This window comes from Arthrobacter sp. CJL-S3 (assembly GCF_056711635.1).
In genome coordinates this window covers 165666-186912 of record NZ_CM160046.1, presented here as the reverse complement: position 1 = coordinate 186912, position 21247 = coordinate 165666, and the positions used below count along the sequence as shown (strand labels likewise).

The following is a 21247-nucleotide window of genomic DNA, read 5'->3' as shown; positions in this document are numbered from 1 at the left end:
CTGTCCGGGGCCGCCTGCAAGCACGGCCGCTAGGGGGTATCCCAGCCGATGCTGGCAGCCTCATCCAGGGTGCGTGCCTCGAAATGCTCCAGCATCTCGCGCATGCCCTCCATGCTCTGCTTGAACGTCGCGGACCCCCGCCACTGCTCGGCCTGTTCCAGGGATTCCCACGGTCCGGTGCTGATGAACCGGTTCCGGACGTCGTGGTCATGCATCAGCACGGCCTTCGCGTGCGGGAAGTCTTCCTGGGTCTTCCGGGCCAGATCCCGCCAGGCCTGCACGAAATCATTCTCGCGGCCCGGGTGCACCAGCCAGATTCCCAGCGTATAAACCGACACGTCGATCGCCTCCATAGTCTGCAAGGGGTGGATATCCCCGATTATCGGCCCGGCCGCCGCCCGGCCGGTAGGGCCGATTTACCCGTGGGCGGGCGACTTCCGGTGGATCGACTTGTAGCTCAGGTACGCGTTAAGGCCCTCTTTGCCGTACTCGGTGCCTAGGCCGGAGTCGTGCCGGCCGCCGAACGGTGCCGCGTGGTTGGAGGCGAAGAAGTTGATGCCCACCGATCCGGTGTCCATCCGGTCCGCCACGGCGAGCGCCGCGTCCGGATCGCCGCCGAACACCAGTCCGCCCAGCCCGAACTCCGTGTTGTTCGCCAGCGCGACAGCCTCGTCGACGCTGCCGCCGGCGTCGTCGTACTTCAGGATGCAGATGACCGGCCCGAAAATCTCCTCGCGGGAGATCCGCATGTCCGGGGTGACGTCGGCGAACACGGTGGGTTCCACGAAGTACCCGCCCTCCAGCCCGCCGCCCAGGGACGCCGCGCGCCCGCCGGTGGTGGCGCGGGCGCCTTCGGCCAGCCCGGACTCCACGTACTCCAGCACGGTGCGGTACTGGGATTCCGTCGCGCAGGGCCCGAAGACCGTGTCCGGGTCCAGCGGGTCGCCCTGCTTGCCGGCGGCGATGGTGCCGGTGACCATGTCCACGACTTCCTCGTAGCGGCTGGCGGGAGCAAGGATCCGGGTCGAGATGTAGCAGGTCTGCCCGGTGTTGCGCATCGAGGAGCGGATCAGCACCTTTGACATCGCGTCCAGGTCCGCGTCCGGCAGCACGATTGCGCTGGACTTTCCGCCGAGCTCCAAGGTCACGGGGCGCAGCAGTTCGCCGCAGGCCGCCGCGATCTTCCGGCCTACCGGCGTCGACCCGGTGAACGCCACCTTGTCCACGCCCGGGTGCTTCACCAGCGCATCGCCCAGCCTGCCGGACCCGGTGACCAGATTGACGACGCCGGCCGGGACACCGGCCGCGGCCACCGCGTCGATGATCACCCGGAGCGACAGCGGGGTGGGCGACGCCGGTTTGATCACCACGGTGCAGCCTGCCAGCAGCGCCGGGGCGAGCTTGATGACCACCAGGTTGATCGGGAAGTTCCAGGGAGCGATCAGCGCGCACACGCCGATCGGCTCGCGCCGGACCACGGATTCACCTCCGCCCTTGGGGAAGGGCCGGACGTCCTCGCGCTCCAGGTAGTCCGCGAGGGTGGCGAAGTAGCGGAAGATGCCCGCGGCGTTGGCCGCGGCCCCGGCGGATTCGGAGACCGGCGATCCGTTCTCGCGGGTGTTCGTCAGCGAGAGTTCCTCGGCGCGCTTCTCCACCTCCTCGGCGATCCGCAGGAGGTACGCGGCCCGTTCGGAGGGCGCCAGCCGCGGCCAAGCGCCGTCGTCGAACGCCCGGCGGGCGGCGCCGACGGAGGCGTCCACGTCTTCGAGGGTGCCGTCCGGGACCGAGCCCCAGACTTCGCCGGTCGCGGGATCGGTGACCGGGTTGCGGCCCGTGCCGCGCGCCGGGGTCCAGGCGCCGTCGACGAATATGTCGTCCACATGCGTGTACGGGAGCTTGAGCGCGGCGCGGGCGGCCAGGGCGGGGGCGTCGTGCGTCGCGGCGGTCACCGGATCACCGCCGTCTTGAGCAGGGCGGTGGAGCGGTTCAGGTCGGCGGTGGCCATGTCGTGGGCGGCCTCGGTGATGAGTTCGGGCACGATTTCCGTGGCCAGCCGGTCGGTGTAGGTGGCCGGGTCCATCTTGAACCAGGAGGAGGCCAGGGCAATCCCGGCCTGGTCGAAGCGCCAGAGCCGGTCGGCGTCGCGCATCAGCGCGTCTTCCAGCGAGCGGGCCACCGGGCGGGTGTCGTGGCCGTCGATGATCGCGCAGACACGCTCGATGAAGTCCGTGGAGTAGCCCAGGCCCGGCAGCACCCGGCGGGCCACGTGGCAGCCCTGCTTCTCGTGTTCGTAGCGGATGGTGGCCTTGCGCCAGTCGCCGGTGAAGCCCTCGGAGATGATGCGGGATTCGTCCACGTGGGCCCAGCCGGTGTCGTGCAGCAGGGTGGCCACCCGGACCAGTTCGGCGTCGGCCTCGGGGTGGGCGCGGCAGAGCCGCTCGGCGAAGGCGAGGGAGATCGGCAGGTGGATGTCGTTGCCGCGGGTGCGGGTCTCGTGCACCACGGCCCGCCACAGCCCGTCGAGGTCCTCGAGCGCCGCCGGGGTGGTGGCGATCGGGGCGGTATCCACCGGTCCCGCCGCCGGGACCGGCCGAACCGGGTACGCGGCGGCGAACTCGGCAGCCGCGGAATCAACTGCCGCCGGGGTGCCGGAAACCGGGGTCGCGGTGCCGGCGTCAGCTACCGGGGTCTTGGGGGTGGTCATAATGCTCCTTCGGGTGGGGCCGACTAACTGTCTGAGTGGAGTCAGCTGTCCGTGGTGATCGTCTTGAGGGGTGTGGCCGGATCTGCGGCGGCGTCGGCGGGGATGTTCTGGCCTTTGGCGAGAGCGTTTTTCACGGCCATGAAGTCCAGCGGGGCGTTGACGCAGTCCGCGGCGATGATCTGGCCCTGGCGGTAGTAGAGGACGCTGAATTTGCCGCGTTCCTCATCGCGCCGCAGCACGGTTTGGTCGTAGCCGTTGCAGAGTCCGGCGATCTGGAGTTTGAGGTCGGCCTGGTTGGACCAGAACCACGGGATGCCGGCGTATTCCTCGCGCCGGCCGGTGAGCGAGTAGGCGGCCACCTTCGCGTGTTCGATCGCGTTGTTGACGCTTTCCAGCCGGATCCTCTCGCCGGGTTCCGAGCCGGGCACCGGGTTGGGCATGTTGGCGCAGTCGCCGATCGCCACCGTGGTGCCGTCCGAGGCCAGCGCGAAGCGGTCCACGACGATCCCGTTGTCCACGGTGAGGCCGAGCTGTTCGGCCAGCTGGGTGTTGGGGATGACCCCGATGCCGACCAGCACGATCTGCGCGGGCAGCACGGTGCCGTCCTGGAGTTCGACGCCGGCGACGGCGGTGCGATTATCTGCTGTGCCAGCGGTAGTGAAGCGCTTGGCGCTCGTGTTGAGCCGGATGTCCAGGCCGCGGGCACGGTGGGCCTGCAGGAAGTACTCGGCGGTTTCCTCGCCGACGGCGCGGCCCACCAGCCGGGGGCCGAATTCCAGCACGGTGACGTTCTTACCCATCTTCTGCAGGCTGGACGCGGCTTCGAGGCCGATGAATCCGCCGCCGATCACCACAACGTCCTGCGCGTCCCCCACCCGGGCCTTGAGCGCCAGGGCGTCGTCGGCGTTGCGCAGGTAGAGCACGCCGTCCAGGTCCCCGCCCTCGATCTCCAGTTTCCGGGCGCGTGCGCCCACGGTGAGGGCGAGGCGTTTGAAGGGGAACTGTTTGCCCGAGGCGGCATGCGCGACGCCGGAGCCGTCTGCTTCCTTCTCGATCCGGACGATGTATTCGCCCTTGACCAGCTCCACGTTGTGCTCGGCCCAGTACTCATTGGAGCGGAAAATCAGGGATTCGCTCTCCACCGTGCCCTGCAGGAACTCCTTGGACAGGGCCGGGCGCTGGTAAGGGCGGTGGTCCTCGTCGCCAAGCAGGGTGATGTGCTCGTCGAAGCCGAGCGCCCGCAGGGACACGGCGAGCTGGACGCCGGACTGGCTGGCGCCGATGATCAGCAGGCCGGTGCGGGTGGGGCTGTCCGGCTGCGCTGCGGCGCCGACGGACGGCTGCTCGGCGGCGGCGACATGGGTGCCCATCACTACACCTGGGTTTCCGGGGTGGTGACGAACAGTTCCAGCTCGTCCGTCAGCCGGAGCTGGCAGGACAGACGCGAGTTCTCCTCGCGGTCCACGGCGGTGCCGTAGAGCATCTCGTCCTCCATGTCCTCCATCGGCGGGAGCTTCGAGAGGCAGTCCTCGCGGACAAAGACGTGGCACGTGGCGCAGGACAGCGACCCGCCGCATTCGGCCACGATGCCGGGGACGCCGTTGCGCACCGCGGTTTCCATGACGGAGTCGCCGGGATTGCCCTGGACGTCGCGGACGTCACCCGCGGCGTCGGTGAAATGAACCGTTGGCATTGGTTCTCCTTGAGGTTGAAAGCGGAAAGTTGGCAAAGAGGGCAGAGTCAGATGAACTGGCGGCCGCCGTCGACCACCATGGTCTGCCCGGTGTAATAGGAACTGTCCGGCCCGGCCAGGAACAGCGCCGCGCCCACGATGTCCTCCGGCTGGCTGGCCCGCTTGATGGCTCCGCGGTCCACACCGTAGTTCTCGGCGTTCTCCATCAGCCCGTAGCTGGCCTCGGTGAGGGTGAAGCCTGGGGCGATCGCGTTGACCGTGATCCCCCGCCGGCCCAGTTCCTTGGCCATCACCCGGGTCAGGGCCACCACCCCGCCCTTGGAGGCGACGTAGTGCAGCCACTGCTCCGAGCCGCTGAAGATCGTGGCGCTGGAGAGGTTGATGACGCGCCCGCCCTCGGGAAGGTAGGGGCTGGCGGCCCGGGTCACGAGCCAGGGGCCCTTGAGGTTCACGTTCATCACCAGATCCCATTCGGCCGGATCGATGTCCTCGAACGGGCTGCGCGTCACTCCCGCGTACACGGCGGCGTTGTTCAGCACGACGTCGATGCTTCCGTTTCCGAAGTCCGCGCAGCTTTTCGCGAGGGCCTCGGTGGAGTCGACGCTGGTGACGTCGGCGTGGAAGGCGGCTGCGTCGGCCCCGGTGTCGAGGACCAGTTTGGCCGTTTCCTCCGCGCCGTCGAGGTTCACGTCCGCCACCGCCACGCGGTAGCCGCGGCGGCCGAAGCCGAGCGCAAACGCCCGGCCCAGGCCGCCGGCGGCACCGGTGATCAGGACGGTGCGGGCGGGCTGGCCCGCCGGGCCGCTGCCCGCACCGTCATATTCCGTGGCAGGCATATTCGGGTCAGACATGGCTGTGGCTGTGTGCGCCGGGCCCGGTGACCTGCAGTTCCGGTTCCTCGTCGAGGATCTGGACGGTGCCCTTGGTCCCGTCCACCCGCAGCCGCTGGCCTGTCTTGATCGTCGTGGAGGCCGAGCCGGTCCCGGTCACGGCCGGGAGGCCGTACTCGCGGCAGACGATCGCCGCGTGGCTCATCATGCCGCCGATGTCCGTGACCGTGGCCTTGATCTTGCCGAAGATCGGCCCCCAGGACGGTGCCGTGACGGTGGCGACGAGGATCTCGCCCTGCTGGACCTCGGAGAGCTGGTCCGCGTCGGTGACTACGCGGGCCAGGCCTTCGACGACGCCGGGCGAGGCGGCCATGCCGCGCAGCCCGCCGCCTTCCACCGCAACGCCTGCGCCCAGCCACTGCTGGACCTGCTCGGTGGTGATGCCCCAGAGCATCCGGGTGAAGGGTTCGGTGATGATCTCCGGCGGGGTGTTCAGCGCCGGGGCGGGACGGGCGGTCTTGAGCGCGTCCACGATCCCGCGGCGGCGTTCGATCTCCTCGGGCCAGTAGTCCGGGCCGATCGGTTTGGCGCCGACGCCCCAGCCGGTGACCAGGTCAAAGAGCGCGTCGCGGACTTCGTTGCGGCCCAGGTAGAGCAGGTCGTCCGGTTCGGTCCAGAAGCCCTCGGCCTGCATCATGCGGCTGAGTTCACGGATCTTGCGCCAGAAGACGCCCATGGTCCAGTGCTCGATGTAGAAGTTGTGGTTTTCCACGTATGGGTAGGCGGTGGCGGCGAGGCCGCGCTTGGCGTCGAACAGCGCCTGGTTTTCGCCTTCCAGCAGGTCCCGGTATTCCTCGATGATGCGGTCGCGTTCAATGATCAGGGCCTCGATCGGGCGCATGATTTCCTGGCCCTCGTCCACGCGGCGGATGTAGTCCGCGATGTAGCCGAGCGGGATTTCCTGGTGTTCGTTCCAGTACTTGTCATGGCCGTAGAAACCGTTGCCCACGGTGAAGTTGAACCACGGGTCCTTGGCGGTCTCGTACTGGGCCGTCCAGCGGTCCCTGCCCCGGGCCGCGGCGATGGCGGCCAGGGTGGCGTCGACGTCGTCCGTGTTCCCGAAGTGCGCCTGGAGCCCGAGCTCAACGGCGAGCTTGGCGAGCTGCTTGAGCTCGTCATCGGGGCGGAAGAGTTCCATGTCCACGCCCTGCACCATGGTGGCGATGGACTGGTCGGGGATGTTGGGGAAGACCTGCTTGCAGAAGTTGAAGAAGTCCAGGTAGGCGATGTAGCCGAGGTTGAGGAATTCGAAGTGGTACTGCCAGTTCTGGTACGCCAGCTGGATCAGCCGGTCGTAGCTCTCCAGCAGCTTCTCGGAGCCGTCCTTGCCCTTGCCGGAGAGGATGTCCTCCATCGGGACGACGTCCGGGAGCTTGGGGAAGGAGATGGTTTCCATCTCGTCGATGGTGCCCTTGACCTTGACGTGCCACTGCTTGAGGAGCTGTTCCCAGTTCTGGAAGTAGTGCCCCACGCGCTGCTCGAAGAGGGGCACCCGCGCGGCGATCTGGTCCTCCGGCACCGGGATGGGCGACATGTAGAGGTAGCCGAGGTGGATGCGGAACTCGATGCCGTTGGCGTTGGGGATCATCAGGTGCCGGGCGTTGTACTGGCCCAGGCACTTGACCGCGAATTCGCCGCCGATGGTCTCGAAGGGCTTGAACACGGTGGGCCAGTGCTGGCTGTCGCAGAACCAGAACTTGGCATCCTCCTGTTCCTTGAGCTTGTCCTGGAAGACCAGGTAGTACGGGTAGATCTTTTCCCAGCCCTCGGCGCCGGCGGGGACCGTGAGCTCGGAGGGTTTGGGGAAGGACTTCAGGGACATGGCGGTCCTTTCAATACGGGCTCGGCATTGAGCCTGGGTGACGGAGCGGACGAGCGGGTCAAAACCTTTTAGAAGGAGGGCTTCAGCAGCGAGGCGGTGATGCTTCCGAGGCTGAAGCCGGACGCGGACGACGGCGCCGGGCCGGGCGCCGTCGTCGGGGATCCGGGCGCGGGTGCAGCGGCCGCGGGGCTGAGTCCGCTGAAGTAGCCGCCGGTGGCCGCCGGGGAGGGGACAGACGGTTTGGACGAGTGGACGGTTTCCGGGCGCGACTGCAGCAGGAGCAGGTTTTCACCGTCCGGCAGGTCCGTGTCGAGGGCCCATTCGATGTCCTGCGGGCACTTGTAGTGCTTTTCGGCGCGCTTGGCCATCTGCGCGACGGCGGTGAGTTCGGCGTCGGTGAGGCTGCGGCGGCCGCGGCGTTCGGCGTCGACCTCCCGCTCGACGAGGCCGCGGACCCCGGCGACGGGGACCAGTTCGGCGTGCTTGTCGCCGAGGTGTTCGGAGATGACGGTCAGGGTGACCTTGTCCAGCATGATGTTGTCCGGGGTGACCTGGCCGGAGACCACCATCTCGCCAACCCCGTAGGAGGAGTCGATGGTGATCTTGGAGCGGTCGCCGTTGGTGGGGTCCATGGTGATCGCGACGCCGGAGACGCGGGCGTTGACCATCTTCTGCACGACGACGGCCATCGAGAGCCCCTCGTTGGGGATGTTGTTCTTGAGCCGGTAGATGATGGCGCGGGAGGTGAAGAGCGAGGCCCAGCACTGCCGGATGTGCTCGGTGACGGCCTTGACGCCGTCGAGCCAGAGGTAGGTGTCCTGCTGTCCGGCGAAGGAGGCGTCCGGCAGGTCTTCGGCTGTGGCGCTGGAGCGCACGGCCACCGGGACGGGTGCGTCGAAGCGCGACATGAGTGCCTCGTAGGCGCCGACGGTGAGCTCGCGCAGCGTCTGCGGCACTGCCCGGGAGCAGATGTCCTCGCGGATCGCGGCGGAAACCTTGTCTACCTGGCCCATGTCCTCGGGATCCAGGTCGGCGAGGAGCTGGTGGATGTGCCGGGTGATGCCGGCTTCCTCCATAAACGCGTCAAACTGGGCGGTGGTGACAACGAAGCCGGGCGGGACGGGCATGCCGGCGGAGGTCATGGTGACCAGGGAGGCACCCTTGCCGCCGAGGTTCTCGAGCTTCGGTTCGATGCCGCCGTCGAAGAACTGGATGTATTCGTTGCTTTGCATATTTCTCAGGCCTTCCAGCTGACGGGGACGGTCTCGGGGACGCGGAAGGAGAGGTTTTCACGGAACGTGATGGCTTCCGGCTTCTCCAGCTGCAGCTCCGGGGCGAGCCGGGCGACTTCCTCGAGGGCGATTTTGGCCTGGAGCTTGGCGAGCATATTGCCCAGGCAGTAGTGGATGCCGTACCCGAAGGACAGGTGCTCGCGGGCGTTGGGGCGGGTGATGTCGAAGTCCTCGCCGGCGTCGAACTTGTTCTCGTCACGGTTGGCGGAGCCCATCAGGAGCAGCAGCTGCGCGCCTTTTTCGATCGCGACGCCGCCGACCTCGGTGTCCTTGAGGGCTTTGCGCCGCCAGCCGACGATCGAGCCCGCGTAGCGGAGGACCTCGTCGATGGCGGCGGGGATCTTCTTGGGGTCCTCGACGAGCTGCTTCCACTGCTCGGGGCGGGCCAGGAGCTCGCGGAGGGCGTTGGAGATCAGCGTGGTGGTGGTCTCGTGGCCGGCGAAGAGCAGGCTGTAGAGGACGGAGGCGATCTCGTGGTCCGAGATCTCGGCGCCTTCCTGCTGCGACTTCACGAGGTCCGCGGTGAGGTTGTCGCCGCCCTCCTCGTGGGCCACCCGGACCAGGCGCAGGCATTCCTGCCAGTACTCGACGAGGTTGTGGGCGTGCGGGATCTGTTCCTCGTCGCTGAGGTCGCCCCAGGTCATCGCGGCGCGGGAGTCGCTCCAGCGCTTGAAGGTGTCCACCTGGGAGACGTCCGCGCCGATCAGGGTGAGGATGGTGATGGTGGGGACGTCGTAGGCGAGGTCCTTGACCATGTCGCCGCGGTGTTCCGGGCGGGCCAGCATCTTCTCGAGCAGCTCGACGACGTTCTGCCGGATGAAGGGTTCCAGCGCCTTGTAGCGGCGGGGCGTGAAGGCCTTCTGCACCACGGCGCGGATGCGGGTGTGCTCCGGCGGACGGCGGGCGGACAGGCCGGAGTAGGCGGTGAAGCCGCCGTCTTCCATGATCTTCTTCGCGGCGGCGCCGCGTTCGCGGACGGGGGCCTGGGCGTTTTCGCTGGAGAAGGTCTCCCAGTCCTCGAAGACGGCCTTGATGTCGTCATACCGGGAGACGACGTAGAGGCCGACCCGCTCGTCGAACATCACGGGCTGCTCGGCCCGGAGTTCGGCGTAGGCGGGGAAGGGATCCTTCATCTGGAACGGCTCGTAGCCGTGGTGCCCGGCGGGGGCTTCGGCGCCGTGGCCAAAGGGACAGCGGCCGGCCGTTTCAGTCGACGATGACATCTGGGCTCCTTGGTTTTCGGTCCCGCCGGCGGCGGCGGTGCCTGCCGGGGGTTCTTATTTCCCAGTGTGGCCCCGATCACTCCCCGCGCGCAGGACTTTCTTCCACTGAGCGGAAGCCAGTTGTTTCCGGCCGCGGCGGTCACACGGCGGGGACCGTGCCGGCTCAGTCCGCGCCGGCGACGTGGCTGCCCAGCAGCGTTTCCAGCGGAATCCGGGCGGTGGCGCGCTCAATCTGGGCGGCGATGCCCCGCAGGACCGGCAGGTGCCGGGTCATCGTGGCGGCCTGGCTGGTGGGCAGCACCAGGCCGATCGCGGCGCCGATCCTGCCGGTGTGGAAGACCGGGACGGCGATCGAGCAGGACCCCAGCCGGACCTCCTCCAGGGTGGTGGCGTAGCCCTGTTCGCGGATCTGGGCCAGCTCCGCGGCCAGCTTCTTGGGGTCCACGTGCGTATGGGCGGTGTGCCGTTCCAGCTGCCGGTTCAGATAGGCGTCCCGGACCCAGTCCTCCTCGAAGGCCAGGATGACCTTCCCGACGGCGGTCGCGTGCATGGGCAGCCGGCCGCCGACCCGGCCGGCGCGGGGTACCCGTTTGGAGCCGTAGACGCGGTCGATGTAGAGCACCTCATGGCCGGCCCGGACCGCCAGATGGGCGGTTTCGCCGGTGAGCGAGAAGAGGTCCTGGATGTAGGGCCGGGCCGCGTCGCGCAGCTGCCGCCCGGTGTTCTGGGCCAGTTCCCAAAGCCGGATGCCGAGCTGGTAGCGGCCGTTCGGTTCGCGGGAGAGGAATCCCCAGTCGGTGAGCTCGTTGACCAGGCGGTGCGCGGTGCTCAGCGGCAGCCCGGATTTCTCGGCGATGTCGGTCAGGCTCAGGGCGCCGCGGGACTTCTCGAAGGCCTCGAGGATGGCGAGGACCTTCGAGGTCACGGTCCTGCCGGGTTCGCGGCTGCCGCCGGCCATCCTGACCTCCTTGTCGCGGGCTTATCGCGGGCTTGTCTCCGGCGCTGGACGCGCTCCTTGCCGTCACACGGCCCGGTGGCCCGCCCGGAATCGAGTGTAGTCCGGACCGGTCTTAACGGGCTCCGGGCCGGCTCCACGAAGGAGCCGGCCCGGAGTCCGTCCAAACCAGCCGGTCAGGCGGAGACGCGTTCCGCGACGCTGGACCGGGCCGCGCGGACGGGCGGCACGCCGTCGCCGTCCGTGCCGTACAACCAGTCGTTGTACCGGAAGTCGTTGTCCTTGCGGCTCTTGAAAAGGAGGTTCCGGAGCGTCCGGGCCAGGCCGGAGACGTGCCAGGACTCGCCCCAGACGCGGGCGGTGCGCTGCACCCGGGCCGTGCGGCCGGCGCGGAGGGCGTTGAACTCCCGGATCGCACCGTCCCAGGCTTCCGGGTGGATGCCGTCGGCCGTGAAGACGGTGCCGTTGCTGGCGTCCTGCAGCGCGGCGGCGTCCTCGAGGGCCTGGCAGGCGCCCTGGGCGAGGTACTGGAGCATCGGGTGCGCGGCATCGCCCATCAGCACCATCCGGCCGGCGACCCAGTTTTCGATCGGATCGCGGTCGTACATGGGCCAGCGGATGCCGGTAGCCAGGTTCTTGAGCGCTTCCTGGACGGCCGGGACGCAATCCTTGTAGGCAGCCTCGAGCTCGTCGACTCCGCCGTACTGCTCTTCGCCGCGTTCAAAGGAGGCGGACTTGAAGACGGCCACGGTGTTCAGCAGCTCGCCTTTGCGCAGCGGGTACTGCACGAGGTGGCAGTCCGGGCCGAGGTAGACAATAACGTCCTCGAGGTCCGCCTTGGGGGTGTTCTCGGTGATCGGCACGGTGCCGCGGTAGGCGACGTAGGCCGAGGGGACGGGCTCGTCGTTGGCCACGAGGGGGCGCAGGGTGGACTTGAGCCCGTCGGCGCCGATCACAACGTCGGCCTCGTAGTCCACGCCGGCCGCGGTGTGCGCCACGCCGCGTCCGTTGACGGTTTCAACACTCTCGACCATGACGTCGTTGACGAGCGTGACGCCGGCCGCCTCGCAGCCTTCGAGCAGGACCCGGTGCAGGTCGCTGCGGTGGATCACAACGTAGGGCGCGCCGTAGCGGTCCGTGAATTCCCCGTTCAGGGTCTGGCGCGTCAGTTCCTCACCGGTGACGGCGTCACGGAAGACCAGGTGTTTGGGCTGGACACCGATTTCGAGTGCCTTTTCCAGCAGGCCCCAGCGCTGGAGGACGCGGGAGGCGTTGGGCGCCATCTGCAGCCCGGCGCCGACCTCGCCGAATTCGGGGGCCCGTTCCACGAGGGTGACGTTGGCTCCGTTTTCACGCAGCGCGAGGGCCCCGGCCAAGCCGGCCATTCCCCCTCCGATGACGAGGACATCGGTGGACGTGGCGTGCTCAGACATTGCTTGCTCCTGTTGGTGAGAGTGAGGGTGTGGGGGAGGTTGTGAGTTTGGATTTGAGTTTGAGTCCGACGGCGGCCAGCAGGACCGCGGCGATGGCGGCGGCGCCGGCGAAGGCGAGGAAGTTGGAGTTGACGCCCAGCCCGGCGGCCAGGAGGAGGCCGCCGACCTGGGGTGCGGCGACGGCGCCGATGCGGCCCGTCCCCAGCGCCCAGCCCAGCGCGGTCCCCCGCAGGTGTCCGGGATAGTGGCTCGCGACGGCGGCGATGATGAGGCACTGCGTGCCGTGGGTGCCGACGCCGGCGAGGACCAGCATGAGGTACACGACGGTGACTGATGGTCCGGTCACCAGGACCATCAGCGCGCCGGCGGCGACGGCGGCCGCGGCGATGGCGGTCGGCACCGGCCCGAACCGGGTCCCGGCCCAGGCCGTGATGACCGAACCGGCCACGGCACCCAGGTTGAGTGCCAGGGCGAAGGTCAGCGCGGACCCGAGGTTGTAGCCGGCCAGCTGCATGAGGTTCGGCAGCCAGGTGCCCAGCCCGTACCAGGCGAACAGGGTGGCGATCGTCGCCAGGGCGAACAGGATACTGACCCCCAGGTACGGGGCGCGGAGCAGGGAGGAGAAGCCGGACGGTTCCTTGACCCCGCTGGCCTTGCCGGCTGCCTTGCGGGCGGCCTTGTCGGTGGCGCTGACCGGAGCCAGCGTCTCGGGAAGGTATTTCAGTCCGAGCGGCACCACGATCACCAGGGCCAGCACGGCCACGAGGAACATGGACTCCCAGCCGTAGGCCGGGATCAGCTGGATGCCGACGAGAGCGGCGATGGATCCGCCGATCGGAACACCGGACATCATCAGGGTGGCGATGGTGGACCGCCACTTGGTGGGGACCAGTTCGGCAACAAGGGCGTTCGCCGAGGGCACCAGCCCGCCGAGCCCGATGCCGGCGAGGAGCCGCAGGCCGCCGAAGACGGCCGCGTTGGGGGCGAAGGCGCACAGGACTGTGAAGATGGAGAAGACGATGGCGCAGCCCAGGATGGTGCGGCGGCGGCCCCAGGAGTCGGCCATGCGGCCGGCGAAGATCGCCCCGATCATCATGCCGAGGAAGGCCATGGATCCGATGGTTCCGGCGGTGGCCTTGGTCAGGCCCCAGCCGGTTTCGGAGATCAGGGAGGACTGGACGGTGCCGTAGACGATGAGGTCGTAGCCATCGAAGACCACCAAAAGCCAGCAGACGAAGACGGCGAGTGCCGAGCCTTTGGAGAACCGTGAGGCGGGCCCAACGGCGGTGGGGGCCGGAGCCCCAGGCGAAGACCGGTGCGGCGCTGCAGCGGGAGGTGTGTGATTCATGCCACTCACTGTCCTAGCGGTGGCAGGTGAACCACAATACAATTCTGATGTGCAGAACAAGCCAGCGTCCCAGTCGGCCCGGAAGCCCGTGCAGAAGCGGCCGACCTATTCCATCGAGGCGGTCGACAACGCGCTGCAGCTCCTGCAGCTGCTCAGGGACGTCGGGACGCTGCGACTCAAGGACGCCGCCGAGGAGCTGGGGGTTGCCCCGTCCACCGCGCACCGCCTCCTGGCCATGCTGGTCTACCGGGGATTCGCCGTGCAGGACGAGACCCGCCGCTACGTGCCCGGTCCCGCCATGGGGGTCGGGCCGGCCGGGCTGGGCTGGACGAGGCTGCTCCGCTCGCTCGCCCAGCCGCACATGGAGCTGCTCTCCGCGCAGCTCAACGAGACGGTCAACCTCATGGTGCGAGTGGGGACAAAAGTGCGTTTCCTGGCCACGGTGGAAGGGAACAATGTATTGCGGGTTGGTGACCGGCAGGGGACCGTGATGCCGGCCAATAAGACCTCCGGGGGCAAGGCGATGCTCGCCGAACTGGAACCCCACATGATCGATCAGCTCTTCCGCAGCAACAATGCCGAGATCGGCGGGGACACGATTCCGGCTGCGGACTACCCGGCGTTCCTGCGCGAGCTGGAGTCCATCCGCGGCAACGGCTTCGCTGCCAATTTCGAAGGCACCGAGGATGGAGTGAGCGCCCTCGGGATGGCCCTGCACAACCGGCACGGGCACGTGGTCGGCGCGATCAGCGTAGCGACTCCCGCGACCCGGTTCCGCAAGGTGTTCGACGCCGGGCTCGTCCCCGCCCTGCGGGAAACCTGCCGCCAGCTGGAGATTGATATCGCGGCCAATCCGGCCGAGCCGGACTGAGCGCGGGGCGGTTCAAGTGACTCGCAGTTAAGGCCGTTTTGAGGGCTCATAACGGCCTCAGCTGCGAGTCAGTCGGGTGGAGCCCGAGCGGGGTCCGGTCAAGCAATTCTGACTGGCAGAATATGCTGGGGGTCACACAGCCGCGTCCGTAGAGTCGAACTACGCCCAAGCATTGTTCTGACCTACCGAGGAGGCCCACGTGTCCATCAGCGCCGAGAACACGACTCACGAATCAGTGGCCGCGCAGCACGTCGCTGCGGAGCCGACGCCCGAAGAGGCTGCGCAGCTCAAGGAGCTGTACCGGGATTTTGACCGGGAGAACCTGATCCCGTTGTGGACCGAGATCGGGGACCTGATGCCGATGGTCCCGACGCCCAAGGCGGTGCCCCACGTCTGGCGGTGGAGCAACCTGTACCCGCTGGCCGCCCGCGCCGGGGATCTGGTTCCGGTGGGCCGCGGCGGGGAACGCCGCGCCATCGCCCTGGCCAACCCCGGCCTGGCCGGGACGCCCTATGCCACCCCGACCCTCTGGGCAGCGATCCAGTACCTCGGTGCCCGCGAGACCGCCCCGGAGCACCGCCACTCGCAGAACGCGTTCCGCTTCGTGGTCGAGGGCGAAGGCGTCTGGACGGTCGTGAACGGGGATCCGGTGCGGATGTCCCGCGGGGATTTCCTGCTGACCCCGGGCTGGAACTTCCACGGCCACCACAACGACACCGATGAGCCGATGGCCTGGATCGACGGCCTGGACATCCCGTTCGTGCACTACGCCGACGCCGGCTTCTTCGAGTTCGGCACCGAGCGCGTCACCGACGAGGCCACCCCGGACATCTCCCGCTCCGAGCGGCTCTGGGCCCATCCGGGCCTGCGCCCGCTCTCGGGCTTGGATGACACCACGAGCTCCCCGATCGCGGCGTACCGCTGGGAATACACCGACCGCGCCCTCACCGAGCAGCTGCTGCTCGAGGACGAGGGCCACCCGGCCACCGTGTCCCAGGGCCACGCCGCCGTCCGCTACACCAACCCCACCACTGGCGGGGACGTCATGCCGACCATCCGGGCCGAATTCCACCGCCTCCGCGCCGGCGCCGCCACCGAGGCCCTCCGGGAGGTCGGCTCCAGCGTCTGGCAGGTCTTCGAGGGCTCCGGCACCGCCACCCTGAACGGCGAAGTACGGACCTTGGCCAAGGGCGACCTGTTCGTCGTCCCGTCCTGGACCCAGTGGTCCCTGCAGGCGGACGCTGTTTCCCAAACTTCCTTTGATCTCTTCCGCTTCAGCGACGCCCCCATTTTCGAACGGCTGAACTTCAACCGCACCTACATCGAAGGACGCAACAACAAATGAGACTCCTCACCCTCCGCCTCCCCATTGAGGGAAAAACAGTAACGAAGGCTGTCCGCCAGGACGGCGACACCCTGACCGAGATCGACGGCTTCGCCGACGTCGGCGCGCTGCTGCGCACCGCGGACTGGGAAGCGACCGCGAAGGCCGCGTCCGGCGCCACGCACCCGCTTGAGGGCGCGGACCTGGACGCCGTCGTCCCCTCCCCCGGCAAGATCATCTGCGTGGGCCACAACTACCGCAACCACATCAAGGAAATGGGCCGGGAAGTCCCCGAGTACCCCACCCTGTTCGCCAAGTACCAGGAATCCCTGATCGGCCCGAACGATGACCTGGCCCTCCCGCAGGAATCCGACACGGTCGACTGGGAGTCCGAACTCGCCGTCGTGATCGGCAAGAAGGGCCGCCGGATCAGCGAAGCCGACGCCGCGGACCACATCGCCGGGTACGCCGTCCTGAACGACGTGTCCATGCGCGACTACCAGTTCCGCACCATCCAGTGGCTGCAGGGCAAGACCTGGGAGAAGTCCACCCCGTTCGGCCCGGCCCTGGTCACCAGGGACGAGTTCAGCGGCGGCCTGATGACCACCGCGGTCGACGGCGAGATCCAGCAGCAGACCCCCACGAACGACGTCGTTTTCACCCCCGAGTTCCTGGTCTCCTACATCTCCACGATCATCACCCTGAACCCGGGCGACGTCATCGCCACCGGCACCCCCGGCGGGGTGGGCCACGCCCAGGACCCGAAGCGCTACCTGCAGGAAGGCCAGCTCCTGGTCACCACCATCGAGGGCCTCGGAGAGCTGAAGAACCGCGTGGTCAAGGAAGCCTGATGGTTGCCCGCCACGACCAGACGACGGACCCCGAGCTGCTGGCGGCCCTGCTGCAGGCGCGCCGGGGCACGGCGTTTTTCGCACGCAAGCTCAACGAACTCAGTGACGCGGAACTCGACGGCGATTCGCTGCTGCCGGGCTGGACCCGCCGCCACATCACCGCGCACATCGGCTACAACGCCCGGGCCATCGCCCGGCTCGTGGAGTGGGCGGCCACCGGGGTGGAAACCCCGATGTATGCCTCCACCGCGGTCCGGGACCACGAGATCGATTTCGGCGCCACGCTGAGCCCGATCGCGCTGCGGCACCTGTTCGACCACTCCGCCGTGCACCTGAACGTCGAGTGGCGGGACCTGCCCGGGGACGCCTGGCACCACACAGTCCGCACCATCCAGGGCCGGGAAGTGCCCGCCACCGAAACGGTCTGGATGCGCACCCGCGAAGTCTGGATGCACGCCGTCGACCTGGACAACGGCGCCGTCTTCAAGGACATCCCGGCCCCCGTGCTGGAACGGCTGCTGACGGACATTACCGGCGCCTGGCGCACGCGCGGCACAGATACGGGCCTCGTGGTCAAGGTCACGGACCACGACCTCACCTTCGGGGACACCACCGCCGAGTCGGCGACCGTGGTCTCCGGGCCGCTGGCCGCCGTCGTCCAATGGGCCGCAGGCCGCGGCCACCGCGGCGTCACCGCCACCGGACCCGGCACGGCAACCACAGACGGCTCGGTTCCGGCCGCACCGAAGTGGATCTAAGCCGCCCCTACCTACAGCAGCACGAGATAGGCCCCCTCACTGCGAGGGGGCCTGTCTCGTTTATCTCCCGTGGGCCCGGGTCAGCCCAGATGGACGACCGGGGTATCACCGTCGGTGCCGGTGAATTTCCTGCGGTCGATGTTGATCAGCAGCAGGGCAATCGGGGTGATCAGGATCGCCACGCCCGCGGCCCAGAGGAAGACCATGGAGTAGCCGCTCGAGAGCGCGGCCCGCGAGACGCCTCCGGCCGCGGTGGCCGCCGCGATGGTGCTGAACAGGGCGATGCCCAGGGAGCCGCCGATCTGCTGCGAGGCGTTGACCAAGGCGCTGGCCACGCCGGCATCATCCTTGTCCACACCAAACAGGGCGAGGTTCTGCATCGGCACGAAGACCATGCCCAGCCCGACACCCATCAGGAGCAGCGCGGGCAGCATGTTGATGAGGTAGCTGCCCTCGGCACTGACCTGGGTGAGCCACAGCATCGCCGCCGCCAGAAAGGCCGGACCCACGGCCGTCGGGATCCTTGCCCCCAGTGTCGGCAGATTCTTCGCGACCAGCCCGGCCGTGATGATCACCGCCACGGTCATGGGCAGCGACGCGAGCCCGGCGAGGAACGGCGCGAACCCCAGCACAATTTGGATGTAGAAGTTGATGAACAGGATGCCGCCAATGAGCACCGCACCGGACAAGAACGAGGCCAGGAAGGCCGCTGCGCGGTTGCGCTCGGTGGCCACCCGCAGCGGCAGGAGGGGGTGCTGAACCTTCCGTTCGACGACGACGAACAGCACCATGAGCACGGCGCCGGCGGCGATGAATCCCCAGGCTTCCGGGGCGTCCCAGCCGTGCTCCGCGTTGGTGAAGCCGAACACGAGGGAGCCCAGGCCCAGGGCAGCCAGGACGACACCGGGCCAGTCGTACTTGGTAGACCCCTGGGCCCTGCTTTCGCTGACGAGCGACCACACGCCGGCGAGCGCCATGACGGCGATCGGCACGTTCACGAAGAAGCACCAGCGCCAGCTCACGTGCTCGGTCAGGAACCCGCCCAGCAGGACGCCGACGGCGGCACCGACTCCGGTGATGGAGCCGAAGATCGCGAACGCCGTGCCGCGGTCCTTGCCGCCCGGAAAGGCGACGGTCAGGAGGGCCAGGGCGGCCGGGGCCAGCAGCGCAGCGAAGACGCCCTGCAGTGCGCGGGCGCCGATCAGCTCCCACGGCTGCTGCGCGAGGCCGCCGAGCAGGGACGCGACGGCAAAGCCGACGGCGGCCACAATAAAGGTCCGCTTGCGGCCCCAGAAGTCCGCGATCCGTCCGCCGAGCAACAGGAGGGCGCCGAAGGCCAAAGCGTAGGCCGTGACCACCCAGGAACGCGTCGAATCACTGATGCCCATCTCCACCTGGAGACGCGGCAGTGCCAGGTTCACGATCGTGCCGTCCAGCACCACCATAAATTGCGCGAGGGCCAGGAACACCAGCGCCCACCAGCGGCTCTTAGGCCTGCTCCCCTGCTGAATACCCGCATCTCGTAACTGTGTTGCCACGCCCAGGACCACCCTTCAAAGTAATAATACTTATGCAAGTATAACTACTATCCAGGTGTGATTCGGGACGGTGTTGGCGGTCATGAGGGTTACTCGGGCTCCGCGAGGAGCGCGGCGAGGCGCTGCAGGGCCGGCAGACTGGCTGCGATTTGTTCGCGCTCTTCGGGCAGCAGCCGGGAACTTGCCGCGGCCAGCGCTTCCGCCCAGGCCCCTTCCAGGAGCGCCTTGATCCGCTGGGATTCCGCGGTGGGATGGAGGGCGACATAGCGTTTGTCGGCGGCGTCACGGGTGCGGGTGACGAGGCCGGCGGCGACCAGCTCGCGGAGCTGGACGCTGACGTTGCTGAACTGTCGGCCGAGGCGGGACGCGACTTCCGCGACCGTGATGCCGGGGTGGCTTTCGATGACCCGGAGGATTTCCAGGACGCCGTTGGACAGCGGCCGGACGCCGGTGCCATTGAGCGATTTCCGGCGGATATCGGAGGAAATGTCGATCACCGACACGGCCAGGGCGCGGTGGTCCACAGCCCTCGCCGGTCCGTCTTTTGTGCCAACACTTTCCATTCCATAAGCATAGGCTTCGGGCCGGACCAGCCCGTCCAGCGCCTCCGGCCCAAGGCGCCTGCCCCTGAACCGTTCCGCTCCACGGACGGCACTGGCATGCTGGTGAGGTGACATCGATCTCGACGGAGCGTCCCCGTACCGCACTCAGCTGGAAACTGGTTCCTGCGGGGCTCGTCTCGGTGTCCGGCGTGCTGTTATTCGGCGCCGAGAATGACCTTGGCTACGGCGTACTTGCCGTTGCCCTGGCCGCGGCGGCTTTCATCGACCGTGAACTGATGCGGCACCTCGCGCTGATCGCGGCGGGAATGGTCATCATCAGCGTGGTTCCGCTGAACGCTGACTTGAGCACCCAGCACATGGTCCTCATGGGCGGTGCCCTCGCCCTGGCCGTACTGGTCCCTTGGCTGGTGTCGCGCTTCGTCTACCGCGAGGACATCATCAAATTTCCGGTGAACACCGGCCGAAAATGGCCATTGACCGCCAGGTTGTACCTGATCGGCGTGGTCCTGCTCGGATACTTCATTCTGCCCGTCTACCTGATCAGCACCGGGGTCTACCAGAACTGGCCGGACGCCTCCGACCCGGCGATCTTCTGGAAGCTCTTTCTCGGAGTGAACGCCGTTGGCATCTGGGACGAGCTGTTTTTTATCTGCACCACGTTTGCACTGCTGCGGCGGCACTTCCCCGACTGGCTGGCCAACATCCTGCAAGCCGTGATCTTCTCGTCCTTTCTGTGGGAGATCGGATACCAGGCCTGGGGGCCGCTTCTGACGTTCCCGTTCGCCCTGCTACAGGGCTACACGTTCAAGCTGACGAAGTCCCTCACCTACGTCGTGACGGTGCACCTGACCTTCGACTTCGTGCTGTTCCTCGCGCTGGTGCACGCGCACAACCGCGACTGGCTGCCGATCTTCCTATACTGAGCGCTGCCTTCAGCCGTCGTCGCAGAGCAGTGATCGGAGGATCCCGCGCTCCCGCCCAGTCACCGGCCAAGGAAGCGGCCCGGACCAGGCGACACGCCGTGGCCGGGCCTCCTCCGGAGAGGTAACTGGGCAGGAGCGCACAGTTACGCCGGTGCGCGGGAACAGGTGGGGACTTGACCGGAAAGGCGCCGCGGGGATCCCCGCGGCGCCTTTGTTTACTGTGTGAATCGCGTTGCCCTGTGGATCGTTATGCTCTACGCCGGAACAACTGCGAGCGCGGGTTCACGGACCAGTTCCCCTGCGAGGTCGGCGGCCAGATCTCCGACCACCTGCCCGAACAGCAGCCCGCCCTTCGCAGCGCTGGAGCCCGCGGCCGATGACAGGCACCCGGTGGCGGGTGTCCGCTCCGGCACTACCGGCAGCCTGTCGAAGCGCGGCAGGACCGCGGCGGGACCGTCGATCAGGCGGTCCATGGCAACCCGGGCCGGTTCGAGGTGGAGCATGAGCGAGGTTTCCAGGACCCCGCCGTGCTCGATGTCCCAGCCCGGGAAGCCATCGGGGTAGACCTGCGTCAGCGTGTCCTGGCTGACAAAGTCCCAGTACGACAGCAGCAGCACGCTCTGCTCTGCCCCGGGCTCAATCCCCAGTTCGTCCAGGGCCAGATCGATTCCCTCGTAGAGGAACTGGTAGTTCTCGAAGTGGCCGTTGATGAAGACCACGTGCCGGACGCCCTGGTTGAGGAAGGACTTGACCAGGTTGCGCGCCACGCCGATGAGGGTGGCGCCATCCAGGCTGACGGTACCCGAGAGGTGGTTGCCGCCGCCGGACTTCTGCTGCGACTTGTACCCGTAGGCGATCGGCTGTGCGACCAGTGCACCCAGCCGCCGGGCGACACCTTCCGCGAAGTGAAAGGACAGGATGGTGTCTGTTCCCAGCGGAAGGTGAGGGCCGTGCTGCTCCAGGGAACCGACGGGAATGAGGACAATCGCCTCCCCGGATGCCAAGGCTTCGCGGTAGGCAAAGGCATCCAGGTCTTCCAGAAATACTGACTTGTCCATG

At 67.9% G+C, this 21247-nt stretch carries 20 protein-coding genes; 5 read left to right on the top strand and 15 right to left on the bottom strand.

Annotated features, from left to right (window positions below):
- Positions 1-29: 29 nt before the first annotated feature.
- The 12 genes from AC06G6_RS00905 to AC06G6_RS00850 all read right to left on the bottom strand — a co-directional run bounded on the left by AC06G6_RS00905 (position 30) and on the right by AC06G6_RS00850 (position 13360).
- Complete coding sequence (locus tag AC06G6_RS00905; RefSeq protein ID WP_479828794.1) at positions 30-353, bottom strand: antibiotic biosynthesis monooxygenase family protein; 324 nt, start codon at positions 351-353, stop codon at positions 30-32.
- A gap of 63 nt (positions 354-416) precedes the next feature.
- The gene (locus AC06G6_RS00900; RefSeq protein WP_479825482.1) at positions 417-1949 is read right to left on the bottom strand and encodes an aldehyde dehydrogenase family protein; all 1533 of its coding nucleotides are present in this window, start codon (positions 1947-1949) and stop codon (positions 417-419) included.
- The gene (locus tag AC06G6_RS00895; RefSeq protein ID WP_479825480.1) at positions 1946-2704 is read right to left on the bottom strand and encodes an HD domain-containing protein; all 759 of its coding nucleotides are present in this window, start codon (positions 2702-2704) and stop codon (positions 1946-1948) included. The genes AC06G6_RS00900 and AC06G6_RS00895 overlap by 4 nt, the downstream gene beginning before the upstream one ends.
- Positions 2705-2745: 41 nt before the next feature.
- Positions 2746-4074 (bottom strand): NAD(P)/FAD-dependent oxidoreductase, encoded by a 1329-nt coding sequence (locus AC06G6_RS00890; protein ID WP_479825478.1) that lies wholly within the window; start codon positions 4072-4074, stop codon positions 2746-2748.
- 2 nt (positions 4075-4076) lie between these two features.
- A complete protein-coding gene (locus AC06G6_RS00885) occupies positions 4077-4397 on the bottom strand; it encodes a 2Fe-2S iron-sulfur cluster-binding protein (protein ID WP_479825476.1) in 321 nt (106 codons plus the stop codon).
- A gap of 47 nt (positions 4398-4444) precedes the next feature.
- Positions 4445-5248 carry an SDR family NAD(P)-dependent oxidoreductase gene (locus AC06G6_RS00880; protein WP_479825473.1) on the bottom strand — a complete coding sequence of 268 codons (804 nt, stop codon included), beginning with the start codon at positions 5246-5248 and terminating at the stop codon, positions 4445-4447.
- Positions 5241-7109, bottom strand: coding sequence for a PEP-utilizing enzyme (locus tag AC06G6_RS00875; protein WP_479825470.1), 1869 nt, complete (start codon positions 7107-7109; stop codon positions 5241-5243). The genes AC06G6_RS00880 and AC06G6_RS00875 overlap by 8 nt, the downstream gene beginning before the upstream one ends.
- Before the next feature lie 68 nt (positions 7110-7177).
- Positions 7178-8341, bottom strand: coding sequence for a PEP/pyruvate-binding domain-containing protein (locus AC06G6_RS00870; RefSeq protein WP_479825468.1), 1164 nt, complete (start codon positions 8339-8341; stop codon positions 7178-7180).
- A 5-nt stretch (positions 8342-8346) separates the two neighbouring features.
- Positions 8347-9624 carry a cytochrome P450 gene (locus AC06G6_RS00865; RefSeq protein ID WP_479825466.1) on the bottom strand — a complete coding sequence of 426 codons (1278 nt, stop codon included), beginning with the start codon at positions 9622-9624 and terminating at the stop codon, positions 8347-8349.
- A 163-nt stretch (positions 9625-9787) separates the two neighbouring features.
- On the bottom strand, positions 9788-10582 hold the full coding sequence (locus tag AC06G6_RS00860) for an IclR family transcriptional regulator (RefSeq protein WP_479825464.1): 795 nt from the start codon (positions 10580-10582) through the stop codon (positions 9788-9790).
- 173 nt (positions 10583-10755) lie between these two features.
- Positions 10756-12012: an FAD-dependent oxidoreductase gene (locus tag AC06G6_RS00855; protein WP_479825462.1), complete on the bottom strand. Its 1257-nt coding sequence runs from the start codon at positions 12010-12012 to the stop codon at positions 10756-10758.
- Positions 12005-13360, bottom strand: a complete 1356-nt coding sequence (locus AC06G6_RS00850; protein WP_479825460.1) for an MFS transporter — start codon at positions 13358-13360, stop codon at positions 12005-12007. Before AC06G6_RS00850 ends, AC06G6_RS00855 begins: the two co-directional genes overlap by 8 nt.
- A gap of 49 nt (positions 13361-13409) precedes the next feature.
- Here AC06G6_RS00850 and AC06G6_RS00845 point away from each other — a divergent pair, with 49 nt between their 5' ends.
- The 4 genes from AC06G6_RS00845 to AC06G6_RS00830 all read left to right on the top strand — a co-directional run bounded on the left by AC06G6_RS00845 (position 13410) and on the right by AC06G6_RS00830 (position 17164).
- Positions 13410-14231, top strand: coding sequence for an IclR family transcriptional regulator (locus tag AC06G6_RS00845; protein WP_479825459.1), 822 nt, complete (start codon positions 13410-13412; stop codon positions 14229-14231).
- A gap of 199 nt (positions 14232-14430) precedes the next feature.
- On the top strand, positions 14431-15576 hold the full coding sequence (locus AC06G6_RS00840; RefSeq protein ID WP_479825457.1) for a cupin domain-containing protein: 1146 nt from the start codon (positions 14431-14433) through the stop codon (positions 15574-15576).
- A complete protein-coding gene (locus AC06G6_RS00835) occupies positions 15573-16406 on the top strand; it encodes a fumarylacetoacetate hydrolase family protein (protein WP_479825455.1) in 834 nt (277 codons plus the stop codon). Before AC06G6_RS00840 ends, AC06G6_RS00835 begins: the two co-directional genes overlap by 4 nt.
- Positions 16406-17164, top strand: coding sequence for a maleylpyruvate isomerase family mycothiol-dependent enzyme (locus tag AC06G6_RS00830; RefSeq protein WP_479825453.1), 759 nt, complete (start codon positions 16406-16408; stop codon positions 17162-17164). The genes AC06G6_RS00835 and AC06G6_RS00830 overlap by 1 nt, the downstream gene beginning before the upstream one ends.
- Positions 17165-17244: 80 nt before the next feature.
- Here AC06G6_RS00830 and AC06G6_RS00825 read toward each other — a convergent pair whose 3' ends face one another.
- Complete coding sequence (locus tag AC06G6_RS00825) at positions 17245-18702, bottom strand: MFS transporter (protein ID WP_479825451.1); 1458 nt, start codon at positions 18700-18702, stop codon at positions 17245-17247.
- A gap of 89 nt (positions 18703-18791) precedes the next feature.
- The gene (locus AC06G6_RS00820) at positions 18792-19265 is read right to left on the bottom strand and encodes a MarR family winged helix-turn-helix transcriptional regulator (RefSeq protein ID WP_479825449.1); all 474 of its coding nucleotides are present in this window, start codon (positions 19263-19265) and stop codon (positions 18792-18794) included.
- A gap of 107 nt (positions 19266-19372) precedes the next feature.
- On the opposite strand from AC06G6_RS00820, the gene AC06G6_RS00815 reads away from it, so the two are divergent.
- Positions 19373-20188 carry a CPBP family glutamic-type intramembrane protease gene (locus AC06G6_RS00815; protein ID WP_479825447.1) on the top strand — a complete coding sequence of 272 codons (816 nt, stop codon included), beginning with the start codon at positions 19373-19375 and terminating at the stop codon, positions 20186-20188.
- Positions 20189-20442: 254 nt separating this feature from the next.
- Here AC06G6_RS00815 and AC06G6_RS00810 read toward each other — a convergent pair whose 3' ends face one another.
- Complete coding sequence (locus tag AC06G6_RS00810; RefSeq protein ID WP_479825445.1) at positions 20443-21246, bottom strand: creatininase; 804 nt, start codon at positions 21244-21246, stop codon at positions 20443-20445.
- Between the last annotated feature and the right edge of the window lies 1 nt (position 21247).